General features: G+C 56.9%; 18 protein-coding genes and 5 pseudogenes. 11 read left to right on the top strand and 12 right to left on the bottom strand.

The window, feature by feature from the left end:
* Positions 1–70: 70 nt before the first annotated feature.
* The 4 genes and pseudogenes from AACY42_RS11535 to AACY42_RS11520 all read right to left on the bottom strand — a co-directional run bounded on the left by AACY42_RS11535 (position 71) and on the right by AACY42_RS11520 (position 2,240).
* The gene (locus AACY42_RS11535; protein ID WP_339479402.1) at positions 71–1,006 is read right to left on the bottom strand and encodes a LysR family transcriptional regulator; all 936 of its coding nucleotides are present in this window, start codon (positions 1,004–1,006) and stop codon (positions 71–73) included.
* Positions 1,007–1,181: 175 nt separating this feature from the next.
* The gene (locus AACY42_RS11530) at positions 1,182–1,742 is read right to left on the bottom strand and encodes a hypothetical protein (protein ID WP_339479401.1); all 561 of its coding nucleotides are present in this window, start codon (positions 1,740–1,742) and stop codon (positions 1,182–1,184) included.
* Positions 1,743–1,806: 64 nt separating this feature from the next.
* Positions 1,807–1,947: pseudogene (locus AACY42_RS11525) on the bottom strand (D-glutamate cyclase family protein); the annotation flags it as partial.
* Between the two features lie 98 nt (positions 1,948–2,045).
* Positions 2,046–2,240 (bottom strand): hypothetical protein, encoded by a 195-nt coding sequence (locus AACY42_RS11520; protein WP_339479400.1) that lies wholly within the window; start codon positions 2,238–2,240, stop codon positions 2,046–2,048.
* Positions 2,241–2,263: 23 nt separating this feature from the next.
* Here AACY42_RS11520 and AACY42_RS11515 point away from each other — a divergent pair, with 23 nt between their 5' ends.
* Positions 2,264–2,836 carry a phosphoglycerate mutase family protein gene (locus AACY42_RS11515; RefSeq protein WP_339479399.1) on the top strand — a complete coding sequence of 191 codons (573 nt, stop codon included), beginning with the start codon at positions 2,264–2,266 and terminating at the stop codon, positions 2,834–2,836.
* On the opposite strand, the gene AACY42_RS11510 is transcribed toward AACY42_RS11515, so the two are convergent.
* From AACY42_RS11510 to AACY42_RS28620, 3 genes and pseudogenes are all read right to left on the bottom strand, one after another.
* Positions 2,825–3,505 carry a class I SAM-dependent methyltransferase gene (locus AACY42_RS11510; protein ID WP_339479398.1) on the bottom strand — a complete coding sequence of 227 codons (681 nt, stop codon included), beginning with the start codon at positions 3,503–3,505 and terminating at the stop codon, positions 2,825–2,827. The genes AACY42_RS11515 and AACY42_RS11510 overlap by 12 nt on opposite strands.
* 63 nt (positions 3,506–3,568) lie before the next feature.
* Positions 3,569–4,198 carry a LysE family translocator gene (locus tag AACY42_RS11505; RefSeq protein WP_339479396.1) on the bottom strand — a complete coding sequence of 210 codons (630 nt, stop codon included), beginning with the start codon at positions 4,196–4,198 and terminating at the stop codon, positions 3,569–3,571.
* A gap of 104 nt (positions 4,199–4,302) precedes the next feature.
* Positions 4,303–4,461, bottom strand: a pseudogene (locus tag AACY42_RS28620) (hypothetical protein); the annotation flags it as partial.
* Between the two features lie 233 nt (positions 4,462–4,694).
* On the opposite strand from AACY42_RS28620, the gene AACY42_RS11500 reads away from it, so the two are divergent.
* The gene (locus AACY42_RS11500) at positions 4,695–5,120 is read left to right on the top strand and encodes a MarR family winged helix-turn-helix transcriptional regulator (protein ID WP_339479395.1); all 426 of its coding nucleotides are present in this window, start codon (positions 4,695–4,697) and stop codon (positions 5,118–5,120) included.
* Between the two features lie 156 nt (positions 5,121–5,276).
* Here AACY42_RS11500 and AACY42_RS11495 read toward each other — a convergent pair whose 3' ends face one another.
* Positions 5,277–6,824 carry a TerC family protein gene (locus AACY42_RS11495; protein ID WP_339479393.1) on the bottom strand — a complete coding sequence of 516 codons (1,548 nt, stop codon included), beginning with the start codon at positions 6,822–6,824 and terminating at the stop codon, positions 5,277–5,279.
* A gap of 477 nt (positions 6,825–7,301) precedes the next feature.
* On the opposite strand from AACY42_RS11495, the pseudogene AACY42_RS28615 reads away from it, so the two are divergent.
* Together AACY42_RS28615 and AACY42_RS28610 are read left to right on the top strand one after the other, a co-directional pair.
* Positions 7,302–7,441 (top strand): annotated as a pseudogene (locus AACY42_RS28615) (transposase domain-containing protein); the annotation flags it as partial.
* A 28-nt stretch (positions 7,442–7,469) separates the two neighbouring features.
* Positions 7,470–7,676 (top strand): Rid family hydrolase, encoded by a 207-nt coding sequence (locus tag AACY42_RS28610; RefSeq protein WP_445261743.1) that lies wholly within the window; start codon positions 7,470–7,472, stop codon positions 7,674–7,676.
* A 432-nt stretch (positions 7,677–8,108) separates the two neighbouring features.
* Here the strand turns inward: AACY42_RS28610 and AACY42_RS11485 are convergent.
* Positions 8,109–8,606: pseudogene (locus tag AACY42_RS11485) on the bottom strand (ATP-binding protein); the annotation flags it as partial.
* Positions 8,607–9,289: 683 nt separating this feature from the next.
* Here AACY42_RS11485 and AACY42_RS11480 point away from each other — a divergent pair.
* The gene (locus tag AACY42_RS11480) at positions 9,290–9,508 is read left to right on the top strand and encodes a hypothetical protein (protein WP_339479392.1); all 219 of its coding nucleotides are present in this window, start codon (positions 9,290–9,292) and stop codon (positions 9,506–9,508) included.
* Positions 9,509–9,674: 166 nt separating this feature from the next.
* Here AACY42_RS11480 and AACY42_RS11475 read toward each other — a convergent pair whose 3' ends face one another.
* On the bottom strand, positions 9,675–10,181 hold the full coding sequence (locus AACY42_RS11475) for an Lrp/AsnC family transcriptional regulator (RefSeq protein WP_339479391.1): 507 nt from the start codon (positions 10,179–10,181) through the stop codon (positions 9,675–9,677).
* A 119-nt stretch (positions 10,182–10,300) separates the two neighbouring features.
* Between AACY42_RS11475 and AACY42_RS11470 the strand changes: the two genes are divergently transcribed.
* The 4 genes from AACY42_RS11470 to AACY42_RS11455 all read left to right on the top strand — a co-directional run bounded on the left by AACY42_RS11470 (position 10,301) and on the right by AACY42_RS11455 (position 14,673).
* Entirely contained in the window at positions 10,301–11,335 is a 1,035-nt protein-coding gene (locus tag AACY42_RS11470; RefSeq protein ID WP_339479389.1) for a histone deacetylase family protein, read from the top strand.
* Between the two features lie 50 nt (positions 11,336–11,385).
* The gene (locus tag AACY42_RS11465; protein WP_339479388.1) at positions 11,386–12,441 is read left to right on the top strand and encodes an ornithine cyclodeaminase; all 1,056 of its coding nucleotides are present in this window, start codon (positions 11,386–11,388) and stop codon (positions 12,439–12,441) included.
* 175 nt (positions 12,442–12,616) lie between these two features.
* The gene (locus tag AACY42_RS11460; RefSeq protein ID WP_339479386.1) at positions 12,617–14,032 is read left to right on the top strand and encodes an amino acid permease; all 1,416 of its coding nucleotides are present in this window, start codon (positions 12,617–12,619) and stop codon (positions 14,030–14,032) included.
* A gap of 95 nt (positions 14,033–14,127) precedes the next feature.
* Complete coding sequence (locus AACY42_RS11455; RefSeq protein ID WP_339479385.1) at positions 14,128–14,673, top strand: hypothetical protein; 546 nt, start codon at positions 14,128–14,130, stop codon at positions 14,671–14,673.
* A gap of 41 nt (positions 14,674–14,714) precedes the next feature.
* On the opposite strand, the gene AACY42_RS11450 is transcribed toward AACY42_RS11455, so the two are convergent.
* Positions 14,715–15,350, bottom strand: a complete 636-nt coding sequence (locus AACY42_RS11450) for a hypothetical protein (RefSeq protein ID WP_092224511.1) — start codon at positions 15,348–15,350, stop codon at positions 14,715–14,717.
* A 352-nt stretch (positions 15,351–15,702) separates the two neighbouring features.
* Here AACY42_RS11450 and AACY42_RS11445 point away from each other — a divergent pair.
* Positions 15,703–16,297: pseudogene (locus tag AACY42_RS11445) on the top strand (sigma 54-interacting transcriptional regulator); the annotation flags it as partial.
* 95 nt (positions 16,298–16,392) lie between these two features.
* Here the strand turns inward: AACY42_RS11445 and AACY42_RS11440 are convergent.
* Positions 16,393–17,085, bottom strand: coding sequence for a type 1 glutamine amidotransferase domain-containing protein (locus AACY42_RS11440; RefSeq protein ID WP_339479381.1), 693 nt, complete (start codon positions 17,083–17,085; stop codon positions 16,393–16,395).
* Between the two features lie 530 nt (positions 17,086–17,615).
* Here AACY42_RS11440 and AACY42_RS11435 point away from each other — a divergent pair.
* On the top strand, positions 17,616–19,793 hold the full coding sequence (locus tag AACY42_RS11435; protein ID WP_339479379.1) for a type VI secretion system Vgr family protein: 2,178 nt from the start codon (positions 17,616–17,618) through the stop codon (positions 19,791–19,793).
* The last annotated feature ends 10 nt before the right edge of the window (positions 19,794–19,803 follow it).

Genomic DNA, 19,803 nt, shown 5'->3' with positions numbered 1-19,803 from the left:
AGCGACATGCACAACCCGCGTTCGCCGCAGTGCGCTTGGCTCAGAATAAGTCGGGGATGTTGCAGTTCACTTACAGCGCGCTGAAGTCTTGCGCCGCCAATCTATACGCTGCTGGCAGTTGTGCGACGAACTCGCCCACCACTTCCCGGGTCAGGGCGACGATATCTTCCACCCGTTCCATTCCCGCGCCGGTCCGCCAACTGGCCATGATGTCCATGACCGATGGCAGCGGCACACCGTCCACCAACGTCAATGTGCCCTGGGCCAATTCGCCGGCGACCAGCGCGGCCGGCATGGCACCAATGCCAAAACCGTCGCGAACCAGGCGGGTGATGGCCGATGCCGAGTTCACACAGTTGATGCGTGGCGAGACGATGTTGGCCGAGTGCAGCAGGTTCAGAATGTCCTGGTGGGGGCGTGAGTTGCGCGAAAACGTCACGATGCGTTCCTGGGACAAGTCCTCTAGCGAGGCATAAGACCGGTCATAGGCGGAGCCGGTGCGCACCACCCAGTGCATCGGGTACCGCGCTAGCAGTGCGTTGCGCACGCTGTCCAGGCGCAGGATGTCAGTCTGGAAAATGATGTCCTGGTAGCCTTTCTCCAACTGCGAACACAGGTTGCTCGCGGTGTCGGCCGACAGTTCGATTTCCAGGGCTGGGTAACATGCCATCAGGCGTGTCACCAAGGGGCTGAGCCAGGTGTGGATCACCGTATCCATTGCACCAATGCGGATCCGGCCGCGCACCTGGCGCGGATCCTTGATCACGGCTTTCATGCTTTGCATGGTGTCCATGATGCGCTCTGCGTACTCCAGCACGTGCTGGCCTTCGGAGGTCAGCGATACACCTTTGGAATCGCGCAGGAACAGGCGCACGCCCATCTCGTCCTCCAGGGCGGCGATCCGACTGGAAATGGACGCCTGGGTGGTGAACAGCTTTTCCGCGGTGAGGCGAAAGCTCTTCAGGCGGGCGACCCAGACGAAGGTTTCGAGAAACTTGATGTTCACGTGGGCGTCTCCTTGGCGCAGTCAAGGGGGCATAGAAACCGTGGCAAGGGGAGTATCCCCACCCTATGAGAGCAAGACTTGCCCGCGATGAGGCCAACGCGGTCTTCCCGAGAACCGAGGCGTCCGCATCGCGAGCAAGCTTTGCTCTCACAGGTAAATCCCGTCGCCACAAGGATCAGCGTTTGGCTCTATTTTGTTCACTGATCGGGTTAATCATGAACTGGATCACGTCCTGAAGCGCGCCTGAATCCGGCACGTTATCGATCGCCGCTTCAGGCCAGCACCATGGGTACTCCAGCCGTGACGCCCAGGCCATGATCATCGGTAGATCGCTCGCCGGCAGGGTTTTCATGTGTTCGATGGTGATGGTCAGTCGCTCGGCCAGGCTCGACGCTGGTTCGAACTGCCAGTCATACAGGCCACAACCGACACGTGCCTCGCCACTGTTCTTGTCGGACATCGCCACCAACCATTTGCACTGGAACGCCTCGGCATTTGCCGGTGGTGGCGCGGCCAGGCAGAACGTGTAGACGTTTTCGAAGGTCTGGCCAAAGCGACTGACCAGCACGTCGCCGATGGCGGCACGGCCTTCGACATGGTCGGGAAACGCGATGGAACCGGTGCGCACGACCATGTGCAGAATAGCCGTCGGTGTGAAGGCCTGGTCCAGCAGGTGAGGGCGGTTACCGTCCTTGGCACTGATGTACTGTTGAATCGAAAGCTGAGCGGTGTTCATCGTGTGTCCCTTCAAGTTGAAAAACTGCCTCGTACGAGGCTTACAAGTCACTGTTCCATAAGGCCGTCACCCGCATTTTGCCAGACAGGCGGGCGGTGGGGCGTGTGTCGATGTTGGCCTGGAACATCGCGCCGTTGCGGCCCAACTCAATGTGCCGCAAACGGATGCCGGTCTCCAGCAGGCGGTGTTCGAACGAAAACGAGCAACACCGGGGCTCTCCAAGCGTTCGTTCGCTACTTTGAGAACACCGTGGCTATCGCGTCCAACAAGGAATATTGCTACCCCGTGACAACTAAAAGTTATTCAAGAGGTGGTTGGCTGTTCAGGCGGGGTCGCCGCCATGCATTGCGGCCCGACATCAACGGCGTACTGGCTGACCACCTGGTGACTCATCTGGACGATGTTCTCGATCAGTGCATAGAGGCGGGCATAGATCGACTGGCTGGCGGCGATCCAGTGGTTCCGTGTATACAGGTGCGCTACGAAAGGGATTTTCAAGATAAAACAAGGGAGCTGTTGCTGTGATCTACCTGATACGCCATGCCACGCCGCTGATCGATTACACGCCTTGCAATGCACATTCAGCCAAGCTGCTTCTGGATGAATACAACCAGACCTCATCCATCGATGAGGGTGAAATTGCAGCATTCCTGGGCCAACCGGAGGTGTCTCAAGTGCTGTTGGCGAGCGAAGCTAACATCATTTCCTCGCCCGTCAACAGAGCCTACGCGACGGCGTGCCGGCTATTCGACGCAACACGTATCCAACAGGATGCTCGATTACGCGAGTATGACCTGCGGTTAAGCAGCATTCCCGTCTTGAAAATGGGCGTGAGGCATTGGTTCGCGTTGCACAGGATCTTGTGGTTGTTGGGGATTTCACTGGGGGCCGCCAGCCGAAAAGCCGAACACCAGCGGGCGCTGGGTGTCGCCGATGAGCTTTACAAAGGCTGCGGCGAACCGGGGAGGACCACGATCATTGTCTCTCACGGCATGTTTCTCAGAACTGTCAGGAAAACCCTGCAAAAGCGCGGCATGCAGGCGCGCAGGGTTTATCGCTCGGGGTGTTTTACCGTCGAGTTGCTAACGCCATGACGGGGATTGCTCGGCCAGCAGCAGTAGCGACTGCGGCAATGGGCTTTGTGGATGCTGCGGTTCCTGCAGGCCCAGCAACCGGAAACCGGCCATGTCCAAGGCATTGAGCCAACTGGACAAAGTGCGGAAGTACCACGGCATGGGTTGCCATTGGCCTTTGAACCCATCGAAGGTTTCTTCTCGCCAGCCGTCCTGATAATCGCCCGCCGCCACGGTCCATGGATGCAGCGTTTGAACTACCAGCGCGCCGCCTGGGTTGAGCAGGGCATTCATCGCAGCGAGCAATGGGATGATGTCCTGGTGTAACAGGGCGAAGTTGGCGCAGATCAGGTGGTAGCCGCTGCCAACGTCCACCTTCGCTTCCACCAGCGCTTCATAGCTGGCCAGATGCACCGACGAGGAGCCCGCCGCCCGCGCCGCATCGACCAGCGTCGCGTCGCCATCCACACCGACCGCCTCGATGCCCCGTTCAGTCAGCGCTCGCAACAACCAGCCTTCACCGCAGCCTAGATCCAGCACTCGCTCAGGCTGGCGGCTTTGCACCGCCAGCAGCATGGCCTGGTCCGTGACCGTCAACCGGCTTTCGATGGCACCCGTGCGGATAGCTTTGATCCAGGAATGGGCATTGTGGTGCCAGCTTTGGAGGAGGGTGGTTTGCGACGACGACATCGATCCAGCTCCGCAATGGATTGGCTAAGCATAGGCCAATCCATTGCGCAGGGAAGCCCGTGGTCAAAGCGGGCGGTCAAGAAACAACAGGCGTGCCGCCAGCGCTGCCATGACCCCGGCAAAACCGTACGTGCCCAGGCGCCTTGAAATCACGCCGCTTGCCAGTTTCGCCCTGAGCAGCGCGGCGCAAACACCCAGCAGCGTATGAAAGACCAGTGCAATCAGGGCCAGCAGCGCGCCCAGGAAGATCAACTGTAAGCTAACGCCTCCAGCCTTGACGTTGACGAACTGGGGCAGGAACACCATGAAGAACAGCAGCGCCTTGGGATTCAAGAGGCTGTTGAGGGCGCCTCGGCAGAAGATTTTCCACAGCGAAGCCGCCTGGAGCTGAGTCGCCTGAGTCACTGCCGGCGCTCTCAATGCTTGCCAGGCCAGCCACAGCAGGTAACCGGCCCCGGCCAGGCGTAGCAGGTCGAACGCCGGCGCCCAACTCATGACCAGTGCGCCAATGCCAGCGCTGACCATCATCGTCATCAGCACGTCGGAAAAGGAAATGCCGAGGGCGGCTGCAACGCCAGCACGCCAGCCGTGAGCTAGCGCATGGCTGGTGACAAAGGCCATGTTGGGCCCTGGGACGATCAGCAAAAGCACGACAGCAACCACGAACAGATAGAGATTGGCGGTATCCGGCATGGGGATCACTCCGAGGGATGAGCCACGACAGTAAGCGAATGAGGAGGAGGGCGTCAGTTACAGTCCGGGCCAATCTGATAGCAACAGTCGTTTCTCGCGAGCAATCACGATTGTCGCTCCGATGAGGCGTTCGTTCGTCCAGACCTGATCGAGTACCAGCGCCTAATCGAACTATGCACAACCACTAGCGACTCCGCCTGCTCCTCAGAAACCGTGCGCAGATGATGGGATTTCTGCGCATTGAAATGAAGGGCGTCGCCTTTGAAGATGGTTGGGAAAAACGTCACTCGTTAGGTCAAGGGGCAGTTGGCTGCTCCGTTTCATGTGCGGGCGGTTTTGTCCGTTCGTCGCGCAAAGGTTGCGACAGTCTTACTTCTTGATACTGTAGTGGTCAAGTATCAAGACATAATACTGATCAAGGTGACGGGGCCCATGTTTGACTTCATGGAGCCCCGATTTAAACGTCCTTCTCCACAAGAATTGGAGCAATGCTGCAATGTCTGACAACGAATCTACTGCACCTGCCGAGAACGGCTCGATACTCGATCGCTGTGTTCGCTTCTCACGCGCGTACACCGCAGCAGCGCGGCGGGTTGATGCCAAGCTCTCTGCCGTGCACGGCCTGAGCTTCAGTGATTTCATGATCCTGTATCACCTGAAACATGCGCACAATGCTCGGCTGCGGCGAGCTGATCTGGCTGACAGCATGGGGCTGACGGCATCGGCGGTGACCAAATCCTTACTGCCGCTTGAAAAAATAGGGTTGGTGTCTCGACAAAGTGATCCACGGGATGCGCGTGTAGGTTATGCCTGCCTTACGCCAGCAGGCGATCAGGTTTTTGCCGATGCAAAGGTCTCGGCGGAGTTCGCTTGCCAAGAGGTTTACGAGACGATGGTGGGGGAGTGGAGCAAGTCTGGTTAAGCAAGACAAGTCTATTGATAACCGTCGTTCAATCACCTCGCGTACGTGCTTGGCAATGGCAGGGCATGGGGCCGTCACCCACGATGCCCCATGCACCGTTTGCTGATTGATAGCGTCGAGAATAAACAAGGCCGCCGATGCGGCCTAGCCCTACGCCTATTCCTTACGCAACAGCACCCTGGTCACCCGGCGCTCTTCAACCCCCATCACGGTCATGCTCCAGCCTTGGCAACTGAGCGTGTCTCCAATGATTGGCAAGCGATCCAGCAGGCTCATCACCAAACCGGCTAGCGTCTGGTAATCCTCCGTCGCTTTCGCCTGGAAGCCGATGTGTTCGCGAACTTGGCTGAGATTCAGGGCACCACTGACGAGGAATCCCTCTTGCTGGGGAACAATGTTCGGGCCTTCGACTTCACTGGCATCCGGCAGTTCACCTGCAATGGATTCCAGAATGTCAGTCATCGTGAGAAGCCCCACGAAGTCACCGAACTCGTTTACCACGAACGCGATGTGGGTCGACTCCTTACGCATTTGCTCCAGAGCATTGAGGATCGTGAAACTGTCGAGCAGGTTGATGGCTTTGCGCGCCATGACTTCCAGATTCGGCTGATTGCCCGCCAGTATTTCCTTAAGCAGTTCTTTCTTATGGACAAAGCCTAGCGGCTCATCCACCCGTCCTCCCCGAATCAACGGCAAGCGGGAGTAGGAAGAGTGCATCAGCGCCGTACGGATTTCTTGCGCAGCATTTGCCAAGTCGAGGTGGTCGATTTGCGCACGAGGCGTCATCACACTGCGTATCGGGCGTTCGGCCAATTGCAGCACGCCACTGATCATGACCCGTTCGCGCCGATGAAAAACCTGCTCCGGTTCGTCACCTTCCAGCATGTCGGCGATTTCCTCGCCGACTTCATCGGCATCCAGCTTTTGACCGCCCAGCAGACGCAACACCGCATGGGCGGTACGCTCGCGCATCGGCCGAAGACCTTGCAGGCTTTTCTTGCGTCGCGAGCGCGCCAACTGGTTGAACAATTCAATCAGGATCGAGAAACCGATCGCGGCGTACAAGTAGCCTTTCGGAATGTGGAAGCCCAGGCCTTCAGCAGTGAGGCTGAAGCCGATCATCATCAGGAAGCCCAGGCACAGCATGATGACGGTAGGGTGGCTGTTGACGAATTTTGTCAGCGGCTTGCTCGCGATCATCATCAAGCCGATGGAGAACATCACCGCGATCATCATGACCGACAGATGCTCCACCATACCTACGGCCGTGATCACCGCATCCAGGGAAAAGACCGCGTCCAGTACCACAATCTGCGCAACGATAGGCCAGAACATCGCATAGGCGGCATTGCCGGCACGTTGCGCCACGTGACCCTCGAGTCGCTCATGCAACTCCATGGTTGCCTTGAACAACAGGAACACACCGCCAAACAACATGATCAAGTCCCGGCCCGAGAATGTCTTGCCAAAGACCTCGAACAGCGGGTTGGTCAATGTCACCATCCAGGAGATGCTGGCGAGGAGGCCAAGGCGCATCAGCAACGCCAGGGACAGGCCGATGATACGGGCACGGTCGCGCTGCTCGGGCGGAAGTTTGTCAGCCAGGATGGCGATGAATACGAGGTTATCGATGCCGAGCACCAGCTCCAGCACGATCAAGGTCAGCAGGCCGAGCCATGCCGTGGGGTCAACGATCCATTCCATGGGTTATTCGCTCCCTCGGACGATCAATGCGAGGGAAGGGGGCTGCAACGGGCATATGCAACGCGCAGGAGCGACGGAGGGAAAACGGTTCTTCGAAAGGCGACTGGGAGGTTCCTGGAGGGTGTTCATACAGACCTGGAAATAATTGGGGAAGAAATCCTACAACGGTTTCCAACACTTCATGCGAGGCGATTTATTACAGGATCTGACAAGGCCGCGATCGATGAGAAAGCTGTAACAAGACCTTGGTTCCTTGCTACCGGGTGAACACCATTGCGTTTCAATACTGCGATTCAATGACCCCATCGAACAAGGTTTACGCTATATCCCGTTGTTGTATGAAATCGAAAATGAAGTGCGTGAACTGGAACCGGACTTACGCCGCGGAATACGGCAAGAAAAAGCAGCGCCGGTGATGGATACGCTACACACCTAGATGATCGCCCAGCGCGACCTTGGTGCCCAACGGCTCGGCCATCAGCGGCGATCATGAGTTTGATCCAGTCGGCGCGGCTGAATGGGCATGATGCGCATGCCTACTTGAAGGACGTCCTCACGCGTCTGCCGACGCAGCGGGCGAGTGAGATTGAGGAATGCTGCCGCATAAATGGATACCATCCGACACTCGAAATCATCGAAGGCAATTTGAGAGAACTCGGCTCAGACAAACAGAGCATTCTCAGTGCGCGGGTCTACATAGCCAGAATGGCGGATAAGCCTGTGATGGATGAAGTATGGTGTGAGTGGCTAGGTAGTAACCCGCAAAACTGGCCTCAGCGTGCCTGTTTGGGAGTGTCTCTGGAGGGGGATGTCCTAATTGAGGTTACCGTAACTGCCGTACGAAAGCAGTGAGAAAATATCTTCGCCCCTGCGAGCTGACGTCGCTTCAAGCCAGCGCAACCACCGGTGCGGCGATGCGTGTCGATGGTGGCGTGGTTCGCTCCATCGCCTGATGCAGAGAGCCCTGTCAAACCTATGGATGGCGCGTCGACATTTATTGGCGGGCACAGGAGAGGTGCGCGTGTAATACAGCAAATGGGCGCTGCGAAGCGCCTTGCTGCGCCCGGAAGGGCTGAAAAATGAAGAAAATGGATCAAATTTCGACGCGGGTCGTTTTTTGAAAATGATTGAAAACTGACCCACCCTGCCGATTGAAAATTGACCCAGGACGGATTGCTGATTTTTGTCCCAGCAATTGTGGACAAGCTTAGCAGTAGTGTCCTGGTTGAAGACGCATCTGGCCCCACCGCATGCAGGCATGCGGCAGGGTGTTTATGGTGCAGATCAAAACGGTTCATCGTCCTCGATACCCTCTTCATCCTTGCGCTTTCGTTCACGCGACCTGATCGTTGTCTGGGCGGCCAAGGTGCTGTGTTGCAGACGGTAGGACTCGTTGCCCGTTTCGACGATGTGGCAGTGGTGTGTCAGCCGATCCAGCAACGCTGTGGTCATCTTGGCGTCGCCAAACACACTCGACCATTCCGAGAAGCTGAGGTTGGTGGTGATGACCAAGCTGGTGTGTTCGTACAGTTTTGAAAGCAGGTGAAATAACAGCGCGCCACCACTCTGACTGAAGGGCAAATAGCCAAGCTCATCGAGTATCACCAGGTCTGTCCGAAGCAGTCCCTGGGCGATTCGGCCGGCCTTACCATCGTACTTTTCACGCTCCAGCAGGTTGACGAGATCGACCGTGGAGAAGAACCGTACTCGTTTGTTATGAGTGGTGATTCCGGACACGGCCAAGGCACTGGCCAGGTGTGTTTTTCCGGTTCCAGGCCCACCAGCTGTTCGATCACGGACAATTGGGTTCGTAGTGTGGACGGCGCCAAGCTCGCACCGTCCAGTGCAGACCAGACTGTCGACCAATAGCGCGGTCGTCCACGGTCATCGGTCAACAACCAACCAACGAGTCCGGAGGGCACGGAAATGTCTTTCAAATGAACAACAGGCATAAGCGCAACAGCTGAAGCTGCTCCTTATGGTAGGAAGCGTTGCAGTTGAGCCTAGGTAATTTCCTGTGTAACGCAACACACACGAACATGCTCGTCTTGCGCATAATGTATATTATGTTAAATCAGGTGTTTAGAGTGGCTGCCGGTAGTTGTTTGTCCACTTCCACTAACCCCCCGGTCGGTTTTGCACAAATCTCCGTTCGATGCAAAATCAGTCCGTTGTATCACCATCTTCACATCCTCCCTTAGGTTGCCCTGTCACGAATCTCCGTTTCACGACCTGACGCTCTGAGAACTGGCTAGCACCAGGTACGCCTGCTAAACGTAGATGCACCACTCCATTCCCAATCTTTCCTCCCTACAGTCACTGGCGCCCTAAGTCTGCAACCAGTCCTGATCGCGCCTGTTCAGGAAGCAGCCCCCGTACCGCTTTCCTTGACCAGTGGAGGCAATGTGATAGCATGCGTCCCCCCCGGATTGGGGGCTTTTTACCTCACGCAAGGAATACACCCTGTGAAAGACTTCGTCATCAGCGTCAACAACATCGTCCTCTACGTCTCCTTGGCATTGATTTGGCTGGTCTCTATCGTCTCCCTGTTCACCAGCGGGTTCTTGCCAGCTCTGGGGGTTTTCGTGGCCGGCACCTTGGTTTGGTGCATCGTTTCCGGCTTCTGGTTCGTCCAGTCGGCTACTTACGAAGAGCTGCGCAAGCTGAACGCTAATAGAGGCTGAAGCGCCGGTGCGGGGCCAAAAGTGCTCCGCCCTCCTGCCCTGCGCGCTTAGCTCCTTACCAAGCGCGCTTCCCCGCCGTGAATGGCTCGCATAAACCCCGCCTTATCAGAAATCACTGCTGCATTCGCTGCACATATAAACTGCAATCAACCCGATTTCTGTCCAGTTATATCGGCTCCTTGGTCGATTTGGGTATCGCAATACGGCTACTGGTCTTGACCTCGCGCAACGCCAGACTCGACTGAATGGATGCAATGCCCACCTGGCGCCTGAGCACCTGCTCGATAAAGTCACTGTAGCTATCAAGATCCTCTGCCAACACTTGCAGCACGTAATCGGCATCCCCGGTGATCTTGTGACAAGACAACACTTCAGGCAATTGCGCAATCACCGCCTCGAAGGCGTCGGGAGCGTGATCGGCGTGGGTGGAAAAACGGATGTGCACGAACGCCATGATATCCAGCCCCAGCATGCGTCGATCAAGGTTGGCCTGATAGCCCTTGATCACGCCCGCTTCCTCCATTCTCTTACGTCGGCGCCAGCAAGGTGTGAGGCTTAACGACAGGCGTTCACTGAGCTCGGCGTTGGAAATGCTCGCATCCTCTTGCAGCAATGTGAGTATCGCCAAGTCCGTCTCGTCGAGGCTGATGCGTTTGGATGATTTTTTCTGCATTCCGCCATTCCTGAGTAAAAACGCCCGAAAAATCTAGCAAACCACGAATATAAAGCAAAGAAAGCGCATCCAGTCCAGAACAGAATATTTGCACTGGCTCACATTAACGGATGCGCAGAATGTTTACAGTTTTCAGTGATTCCCACCGTTTGCACCACGGCACCGAATTGAAGGACGGCGTGCTCAAGCCGTCGTTCGAACAGCCCAGCCGGGCCGATACCGTCCATGATCGAGTCAAGCAGGTAGGCCTTGGCCAGATCGTCGAACCACGGGCATTTGACCGGTCGTGTTACGTCAATGCGCACAGCGAGCGCTACGTCAGCTTTCTTGAAAGCGCATGGTCAGAATGGTGTGCGACCGGGCGTACCCATGATGCATTGCCGCTGGTATGGCCTGTGCGTGACTTGTCCAACGATCAAGTCCCGACTTTCATCGACGGAAAGCTCGGCTTCTTCGCCATGGATGCCGGTTCTCCGATGACCGCAACCACATGGCAAGCTGTAAAGACCAGCGCAGACATCGCCCTCACTGGCCTGGCGCTGATCGATGAAGGCCACGACAGCGCCTTCGCCCTGTGCCGTCCGCCCGGCCATCACGCAGCGCGTGAATACATGGGGGGTTATTGCTATCTCAACAACGCCGCCATTGCCGCACAACAGGCCATCACTCAAGGCGCGAAACGCGTCGCGGTACTGGACGTTGACTTCCATCATGGCAACGGCACCCAGAACATCTTCTACGAACGCAGTGACGTCATGTTCGTGTCGCTGCACGGCGAACCTGCGGTGTCTTATCCGTACTACTCAGGCTTCAGTCACGAAGTCGGCGCCGGCCATGGCGAAGGTTACAACCTCAACTACCCGTTGCCGAAAAACACCACCTGGGAAAGCTATCGCAATGCCCTGCTCCACGCCTGCAGGAAACTCCAGCAATTCGCCCCTGAAGTACTGGTTATTTCGCTCGGCGTCGACACGTTCAAGGACGACCCTATCAGCCACTTCCTGCTGGAAAGCGAAGATTTCATCGGCATCGGCGAGCTGATAGCGGGTGTGGGCTGCCCCACTCTGTTCGTGATGGAAGGCGGCTACATGGTCGATGAAATCGGAATCAATGCGGTCAATGTGCTGCATGGTTTCGAGAGCAAACGCAGCTGAGCCGTCCCCTGCCCCGCAACGTTGTTACTACAGAACCGGAGAATAAAAACATGACTCTTTTCATAGACGTCGATCATGCCGCACGCCTGTTCGCCACGGTGGGCGTCCGTCGCGCAATCCGCGAAATGGCGGATTACATCGAAGCTGATTATTCACGTTGGGCGCAGTTTGATAAGTCGCCTCGCACCGCCAATCATTCGGCCAAGGGTGTGATCGAGTTGATGCCGACCGACGATGGCCAGCAGTACTCGTTCAAATACGTCAATGGTCATCCGGACAACGGTCAAAGCAATTTGCTGACAGTCATGGCCTTCGGTGTCCTGGCCGATGTCCACAGCGGCTATCCAACCCTGCTCAGTGAACTGACGCTGACCACCGCCGTGCGCACTGCAGCGACCTCTGCCTTGGTCGCGAAGTCCCTGGCGCGCCCGGATGCACGCATCATGGCCATCATCGGCAATGGCGCCCAGAGCGAATTTCAGGCCCTCGCCTTCCATGAAATGCTATCGATCAAGGAACTGCGCATATTCGATATCGATCGTGACGCCTCGCTTAAGTTGAAGCGCAACCTGGCCGCGTTCCCGGATCTTGAGGTGACCCTGGCCGGCTCTGTGCAAGACGCGGTCAAGGGCGCAGACATCGTCACCACGGTCACCGCAGATAAAGCCTATGCGACGATTCTGACGCCCGAGATGATCGAGCCCGGCATGCATATCAATGCCGTAGGGGGTGACTGTCCGGGGAAAACCGAACTGCACGCCGAGATCCTGCGCAATGCTCGGGTCATCGTTGAATTTGAACCTCAGACTCGGATTGAAGGTGACATCCAGCAATTGGAAGCCGACTTTCCCGTCGTCGAGTTTTTCCGGATTGTTCGCGGCGAAATCAAGGGCCGCGAGAACGACGCGCAAGTCACCGTGTTCGATTCGGTGGGTTTTGCCCTCGAAGACTTTTCGTCACTGCGCTACGTGCTAGACCTGGCCCAGGAGCATGCAATCGGTGAGCACATTCACTTGGTGCCGACGCCTGCCAACATAAAAGACCTCTACCAAATCCTGGATCAGCATCCCGCAATCGTCCCCTCACGCCTGCGTACAGTGAGCTGAGAACCCTAGGTGATGCCCCTGCGCAAAGTGCCAAGGGGCTACGCACCACTGTGGGTACGCGGCAAATCTCGCTCTCTAAAAACAACCACCGTCAGTAGCCGTTGCATCTCTAACAAATACGCGAGACACCACTTTTCTGCCAAAACTCAAAAACATAAAATCAAGAGGTTTTGTAATGAAATCGACTCCATCAGGGCTGATTGAACAGCCCGCGCTGCAGCGCACCCTCAGCAATCGTCATATTCAGTTAATGGCCATGGGGGGCGCCATCGGTACAGGCCTGTTCATGGGTTCCGGGAAGATCATCGCCCTCTCGGGCACGTCGATCATCCTCATCTACATGATCATTGGTCTGTTCGTTTATTTCGTCATGCGTGCCATGGGCGAAATGCTGCTCTCGAACTTGAACTTCAAAACCTTCGCGGATTTTGCCGGCGCCTACCTCGGCCCGCGCGCGGCATTCTTCCTTGGCTGGTCGTATTGGCTGAGCTGGAGCGTCGCGGTGATAGGCGATGCCGTCGTGGTCGGCGGATTTTTTCAGTATTGGTTCCCCGATGTACCCGCCTGGATACCGGCCATCGGTATGCTGATGACGCTGTTCGCCTTGAATGTGCTGACGGTCAGGCTTTTTGGCGAAGTGGAGTTCTGGTTCGCGATCATCAAGATCATTGCCGTCATCACCCTGATAGGCGTCAGCATGGTGCTGATTGCCAGCTCCTTTGTCTCACCCAGCGGTGTGACTGCTTCGATGAACCACCTGCTGGATAAACAAGCGGCCTTCCCCAACGGCCTGTTCGGTTTCTTTGCCGGTTTCCAGATGGCAATCTTCTCATTCGCCGGCACCGAACTGATTGGCACCGCCGCCGCCGAAACCCGCAACCCCGAGAAGACCCTACCGAAAGCCATCAACTCGATTCCGCTGAGAATCATCCTGTTCTATGTGCTGGCACTGGCCTGCATTATTGCAGTGACTTCGTGGCAACAGGTTTCGCCCAACAAGAGCCCTTTCGTCGAGCTGTTCCTGGTTGCAGGTTTTCCCGCGGCAGCCGGTATCGTCAACTTTGTGGTGCTGACGTCTGCAGCTTCCTCGGCCAACAGTGGTGTGTTTTCGTCTAGCCGCATGCTGTTCGGACTGGCCAACCAGGACAACGCCCCGGGGATCTTCCGACGTCTGTCGAGCAATAGCGTGCCTCTGCTGAGTCTGGCCTTCACCACACTGTTAATGCTCGTGGGGGTGCTGCTGCTTTTCATCGTTCCTGAAGTGATGACGGCATTCACCATTGTTTCCACTGTATCGGCAATCCTGGTGATTTTTACTTGGTCGACCATCCTTGCATCGTATATTGCCTATCGCAAAAAGCGGCCTGAGCTGCATGCGAAATCGGCCTACAAAATGCCTGGCGGCGTGCCAATGGCCTGGTTTTCCCTGGCGTTTCTGAGCTTTGTTCTTTGTCTGCTGGCATTGAGACCTGACACCCGTATTGCGTTGATGGTCATGCCAGGGTGGTTCATCTGGTTGGCAATTGCTTACCAGTTGACCTGTTCCAGAAAGCCTAGAACCGCTGCCGGGTCTGCCAGCCAATACGGCTGAAAGGCTTGGGTGCAACGGGACCTCAACTCATCCTTGATAGCCTAAGGCCACTATCCGATAATCACGCCTTCTAAAAAAGCACATAAGGATTTGCTGTGAAGAAGCTCTACTTGGCTCTACCGTTCTGCGCGCTGCTGCTACAAGGTTGTGGCGTGACCATGACCCGCTATGAAGCCAATTTTCAGAACGTTCAACAGCTCAAGCAAAATGCACCCATGCAGCCCTTGCGCGAGACGCAGGTGAATGCGGATTCAGGTCAAGGGTCGCTGATGGTGCGCCTGAACCCGATTTCCTCACCCGCGGGCAGCGTTCCACTGCACATCCAGGCCGCGATCAACGACGAGCTCCGCCAGGCGGGTCTGTTGGACCCTCGTGCTGACCGGCAGTTGCAGGTTCAATTGGTCAAGAGCCAGCTCACCGCAGGTATGAGCAGCGGCCATGGCGAAGTGGCTGCGCGCTTTACGCTGCGTAAAGGTGATCAGGTTTTATACGAAACCACCAAGGATGTGCAGCGTGATTGGGACAGCAGTTTCTTCGGCCCGATCGCCATTCCGGCGGCCGCGAACAACTACAACCCTATGCTGCAAAACTTGCTCAAGAGCTTGTACAACGACCCGCAGTTCACTCAAGCGTTGAAGTGATCAAAAAAAAGAGCCGCGATTGCGGCTCTTTTTTATCGGCTTCAGCCCCGTGGAATGCGGGTATCGACAGCGGAGTATTTTATGCGGTTGTTGTCGACCCAGTTCTTCAACAGCGCATTGACCTGGCGGTTGAAGGTGTCGGTGATGGCCGCCTTGGGCGTATTACCTGCCAGAGGCAGGAACCAGATGCCCATCCAGGTGTTGATCGCATCATGATTGCTGGCCTTGCCCAACGGCTGGCCCTGCTCGTCCAGGGTTTCCAGGCTCATGGTGTACTGGTCGGTTGCCAGCGCAGGAATGATCGTGAACGTGAAACCACTGAGGAACGCCAGGACCATTTGCCCACCGCCCGGCGCATGGTTATAGACCTTCAATCGAAGACTGTAATCACCTGGTTGCTTCTGGAATTCGTCAAAGACCACGCGCCCAAAAAGCCCTGATTCATCGAAGGTTCGCTTCAGGTCGGGCTTGAGCATGTCGCGAGCCTGCGGCACCTCGGTGGCCTTGGCATTGTCGGGATCGCCCTGATAGAAATCGAAATCGACATAGACGTTCGGCTTGTTCGAGTAGCTGGCCATCGAAGGCAGGTTCACGGGGGCTACTTCATCTTTGGTGAAACTGGCGCATCCACTCAGGCTCAAGGCCAAGGCGAGGCCAATGGCTTTTGCAAATTGCATATCGACTTCCTTGCGTAATTTGGCTAATGCCGCTAACAGAGAGGGGGACGAATTCTAGCGGGATCCGCGTAAAAGCAAAAGGCCATCACGCCGTACTTCCGTCCATCCGCTTTCTCCAATGCGTGAAATTACTGTGGAAGCCGCTTACGGCCGAGTCTCGCTCACCGGCGCGTGATCAATCCAACCTAACGAGCACGAAGCTCAACAACAACACCCCCGTCATCACAAGATTGCGTGAGGCGTACGCCAACATCGAGGAACTGCTGGATAACAACAGCGTTCGTTCGGATGTGATTGCTCAGGCGCACCGTTGTCAGCTTGCCAGCGCCGGTAATTGCCATCGGCAACACCGCTCGACGAGCAAGCAATGCTTCTGAAAGCAATTGAGGAGAAGAGGTTCTTGCCGATGGGCTCTGATAAAGAGGTCGAGTCTGACTTCACTCTGATCGCTGGCACTAATCGTGATCTGCAAGCGCGTGTTATCGAAGGCCTGTTTCGCGAGGACTTATTAGCCAGAATCAACATTTGGACCTTTGTCCTGCCCGGACTGGCCAATCGCAGGGAGGACATCGAGCCAAACATCGATTTTGAACTACTGATGCCAATTGGCCAGGAAACTTCCGACAACTCTCTGCGTCGATCACCCGGATGGCCACATTGGCTGACAGCGGCTGGAACGACTGCGTCTGGACTGGCGGATACCGACCGCCTCCGACCCGCTGTCGGAACACTTGGCTAATGCTGGTCTTGAGATTGACCTGTTTGATCGCCTGCAACTGGAGTCGGTTCTGAAGGTATGCAGCACCGCGGCAAGCCAGGCGGATGCGGGGCGCAAGCTCTTTTCGCATACCCGATCAGTCAAGGTGCCACCTAACGACTCCGATCGAATCCGAAAATTTCTGGCTCGATTCAACATCACATGGAGCCAGGTCAGTGACCTTATATAAGCAGGAATCGACTATGGGTCTTAATCACCCGCGCCGGAACCTGCTCTCCCAGCCCCGTTATCAGGCGGCCGAGTTGACCGCCCTGCAACGTTGACTCAGCCCGCCTGTTCCTGCTTCAGTCGCTTGAGCAGGGCTGTGGCCGCAGCTTCGGATGAAGCCGGATTCTGACCCGTGATCAGGTGCCCATCCTCGACCACATAGCTTCCCCAATCAGCACCTTTGGAATATTCGCCGCCCTTGGCCTTGAGCATGTCCTCCACCAGAAACGGAACCACTTGGGTCAGCCCCACCGCCTCCTCCTCGGAATTGGTGAATCCGGTCACTTTTTTACCCTTGACCACGGGCTCACCGTCCGGCGCGTTGACGTTCTTGAACACGCCGGGCGCGTGGCAGACGGCCGCGATGGGTTTATTCGCGGCATAAAACGCTTCGATGAGGGTCTTGGAGTCGGTGTTCTCGGCAAGATCCCACAGGGGCCCATGGCCTCCGGGATAAAACACGGCATCGAAGGCATAGGGATCGACCTCACCCAGCGGCACGGTGTTGGCCAACGCCGCTTGGGCCTTGGTATCGGACGCGAAGCGACGTGTTGCTTCGGTCTGGGCCTGCTCTTCGTCACTCTTGGGGTCCAGTGGCGGTTGCCCACCCTTTGGAGACGCAAGCGTAACCGTCGCGTTGACGTCGACGAACACGTAATAGGGAGCGGCGAATTCTTCCAGCCAGAATCCAGTCTTCTTGCCGGTGTCGCCCAACTGATCGTGAGATGTAAGGACCATTAGAATCTTCATGTAAACCTATCCTCCGCGCGTGAATGAGCGAAATGCACTCGCCCTGCATGAGTGTCAGAGGCTGCGTGGGGGGAGACGTTCAAAGTGTTGTTCGGTCCAGCAGTGCCGTCAGCAGCAACGGCGCCGGATGGGCAGCCTTTGGCCGGGAGTTTTGACGTCAGCACGCCCTTTCCAGATTATTCGATTTAATAATCGTTTATATAGCCAACGAAACTAAGCAAACGACCTTTCAGTCACCTATCTTGACCTCAGCGTCTGCCAGTTTGAGCTGGATGCCGGAACGTACCCGACGGGTCAGAAACGCCATCAAATGGCTTCGGACACACCCTAATCCGCAGGATACGGATTTGCTCATACCTTCAGTTGATTGAATACCGCAAGACCGATAAGGAGATCACCCCTGTGGCGGATGTGCAGCAATTGTTGGACTCAACGCCCCCTGGCATCCCCTATGGCGACGCCCCTGCGTGCGACGCCACCTTACTGATGACGGCCAACTGACGCCCGGGCCCGAGCCAAGGAAGCCGCTCATGGCAATCACGCAAAACAACCGTTTGGTACAGGTCGACAGTCCTCTCGGCGACGATGTCCTGTTGTTGCAAAGCATGGACGGCAGCGAAGAGTTGGGGCGGTTGTTCCATTACGAATTGGACCTGACCTCCGAAGACCGGGCGATCACGTTCGACCAGTTGCTGGGCAAGCCGATGGGCCTGACCCTGGAGCTGTACGACGGTGGCAAACGCTACTTCCACGGCATTGTCTGCAGCTGCCGGCAACTGACCGGGCATGGCCAGTTCGCCGGTTATCGCGTCAGTCTACGGCCCTGGTTCTGGCTGCTCACGCGCACCTCCGATTGCCGGATTTTCCAGAACAAGACCGTGCCGGACATCATCAAGCAGGTGTTCCGCGACCTCGGCTTCTCTGATTTCGAGGACAGCCTGAGCGGCAGCTATCGCGAGTGGGAATACTGTGTGCAATACCGCGAAACCAGCTTCGATTTCGTTAGCCGGTTGATGGAGCAGGAAGGCATCTATTATTACTTTCGCCATGAAGAAGCGCGTCATGTGTTGGTGTTGGCCGACGCCTATGGCGCCCACACCACGGCACCAGACTATGCCTCGGTGCCCTTCTATCCGCCTGACCGGCAAATGCGCGAGCGCGATCATTTCTACGACTGGCAACTGGCGCGGGAAGTACAACCCGGTTCGCTGGCCCTGAACGACTATGACTTCCTGCGCCCGCGCGCCAGCCTTGAGGTGCGCTCCAGTGTGCCGCGCGACCACACCAACGCCGACTACCCGCTCTACGACTACCCAGGTGAATATGTCCAGAGCAACGATGGCGATCACTACGCCCGTACCCGCATCGAAGCCATTCACAGTCAGTTCGAGCGTGTGCAATTACGCGGCCGCGCCCGCGGCATCGGCTGCGGCCATGTGTTCACGCTGACGGGGTACGACCGTGCGGACCAGAACCGCGAGTATCTCGTGGTGGTCGCCCGTTATCAGATTCGTCAGGATGCCTATGAAAGCGGGCAGTCTGACGTCGACGAACAGTTCGTCAGCGAGCTGGACTGCATGGATGCCAACCAGGCCTTCCGCCCTCTGCCCCTCACGCCCATGCCCATCGTCCGTGGACCGCAGACTGCCGTGGTGGTAGGTCCCAGTGGCGAGGAGATCTGGACCGACCAGTATGGCCGGGTCAAAGTGCATTTCCACTGGGATCGCCATGACCAGTCCAACGAAAACAGCTCCTGCTGGATTCGTGTGTCCCAGGCCTGGGCCGGCAAGAACTGGGGCTCCGTGCAGCTCCCGCGGATCGGCCAGGAAGTGATCGTCAGTTTCCTCGAGGGTGATCCGGATCGGCCAATCATCACTGGCCGCGTCTACAACGCCGAACAGACTGTGCCCTACGCGCTGCCCGCCAATGCCACCCAGAGCGGGACGAAAAGCCGTTCAAGCAAGGGCGGCTCACCGGCCAACTTCAATGAAATCCGCATGGAGGACAACAAAGGCGCCGAGCAGCTGTTTATCCACGCCGAAAAAAACCAGGACATCGAGGTCGAGAACGACGAGACCCACTGGGTCGGCCACGACCGCAGCAAGACCATCGACAACGACGAGACCGTGCACGTCAAACACGACCGCACCGAAACGGTCGACAACAACGAAACCATCACCATCGGTGTGGATCGCAAGGAAAAGGTCGGCAATAACGAAACCATCTCCATCGGTGTGAACCGTACCGAGGATGTCGGCAGTAACGAGACCATCACCATCGGTGCCGACCGCACGGAAAAAGTCGGTGCGAACGAGAAAATCAGCATCGCCAGCAACCGCACCGAAGACGTGGGCGGCAACGAAACGATCGGCATCACCGGCAACCGTAACGAAACGGTCCAGGGCAACGAAGGCATCGAGATCAGCGGCAACCAGAGCACCCAGATCGGCCAGAACGAATCCCGCGACGTGGCCCAGAACCGCACCACCAACATCAAGCAGAACGACAGCCTGGACGTGGGCAAGCACTTCTCTCTCAACGCCGGCGACTCCATCAGCCTGACCACGGGCGCGGCGAGCATCACCATGAAGAAGGACGGCACCATCGTGATCAGCGGCAAGAACATCACCATCGACGGCTCCGGCGCCATCAACATCAAGGCGAACAAGAACGTGGTCGTCAAAGGCCAGAAAATTCTGCAGAACTAGCCACGGAGTC

Source organism: Pseudomonas sp. RL_5y_Pfl2_73, from assembly GCF_963970515.1.
GTDB lineage: Bacteria > Pseudomonadota > Gammaproteobacteria > Pseudomonadales > Pseudomonadaceae > Aquipseudomonas.
Note: the sequence above shows the minus strand (reverse complement) of the source record. Positions and strands in the feature narration are given on the sequence as shown.

Bases quoted from the DNA above. Each gene is read 5' to 3' on its own strand.
- AACY42_RS11530 (WP_339479401.1), bottom strand. From the start codon at position 1,742: ATGAACACCGCTCAGCTTTCGATTCAACAGTACATCAGTGCCAAGGAC.
- AACY42_RS11510 (WP_339479398.1), bottom strand. From the start codon at position 3,505: ATGTCGTCGTCGCAAACCACCCTCCTCCAAAGCTGGCACCACAATGCC.
- AACY42_RS11505 (WP_339479396.1), bottom strand. From the start codon at position 4,198: ATGCCGGATACCGCCAATCTCTATCTGTTCGTGGTTGCTGTCGTGCTT.
- AACY42_RS11500 (WP_339479395.1), top strand. From the start codon at position 4,695: ATGTCTGACAACGAATCTACTGCACCTGCCGAGAACGGCTCGATACTC.
- AACY42_RS11495 (WP_339479393.1), bottom strand. From the start codon at position 6,824: ATGGAATGGATCGTTGACCCCACGGCATGGCTCGGCCTGCTGACCTTG.
- AACY42_RS11475 (WP_339479391.1), bottom strand. From the start codon at position 10,181: ATGCAGAAAAAATCATCCAAACGCATCAGCCTCGACGAGACGGACTTG.
- AACY42_RS11470 (WP_339479389.1), top strand. From the start codon at position 10,301: ATGTTTACAGTTTTCAGTGATTCCCACCGTTTGCACCACGGCACCGAA.
- AACY42_RS11465 (WP_339479388.1), top strand. From the start codon at position 11,386: ATGACTCTTTTCATAGACGTCGATCATGCCGCACGCCTGTTCGCCACG.
- AACY42_RS11460 (WP_339479386.1), top strand. From the start codon at position 12,617: ATGAAATCGACTCCATCAGGGCTGATTGAACAGCCCGCGCTGCAGCGC.
- AACY42_RS11450 (WP_092224511.1), bottom strand. From the start codon at position 15,350: ATGCAATTTGCAAAAGCCATTGGCCTCGCCTTGGCCTTGAGCCTGAGT.
- AACY42_RS11440 (WP_339479381.1), bottom strand. From the start codon at position 17,085: ATGAAGATTCTAATGGTCCTTACATCTCACGATCAGTTGGGCGACACC.
- AACY42_RS11435 (WP_339479379.1), top strand. From the start codon at position 17,616: ATGGCAATCACGCAAAACAACCGTTTGGTACAGGTCGACAGTCCTCTC.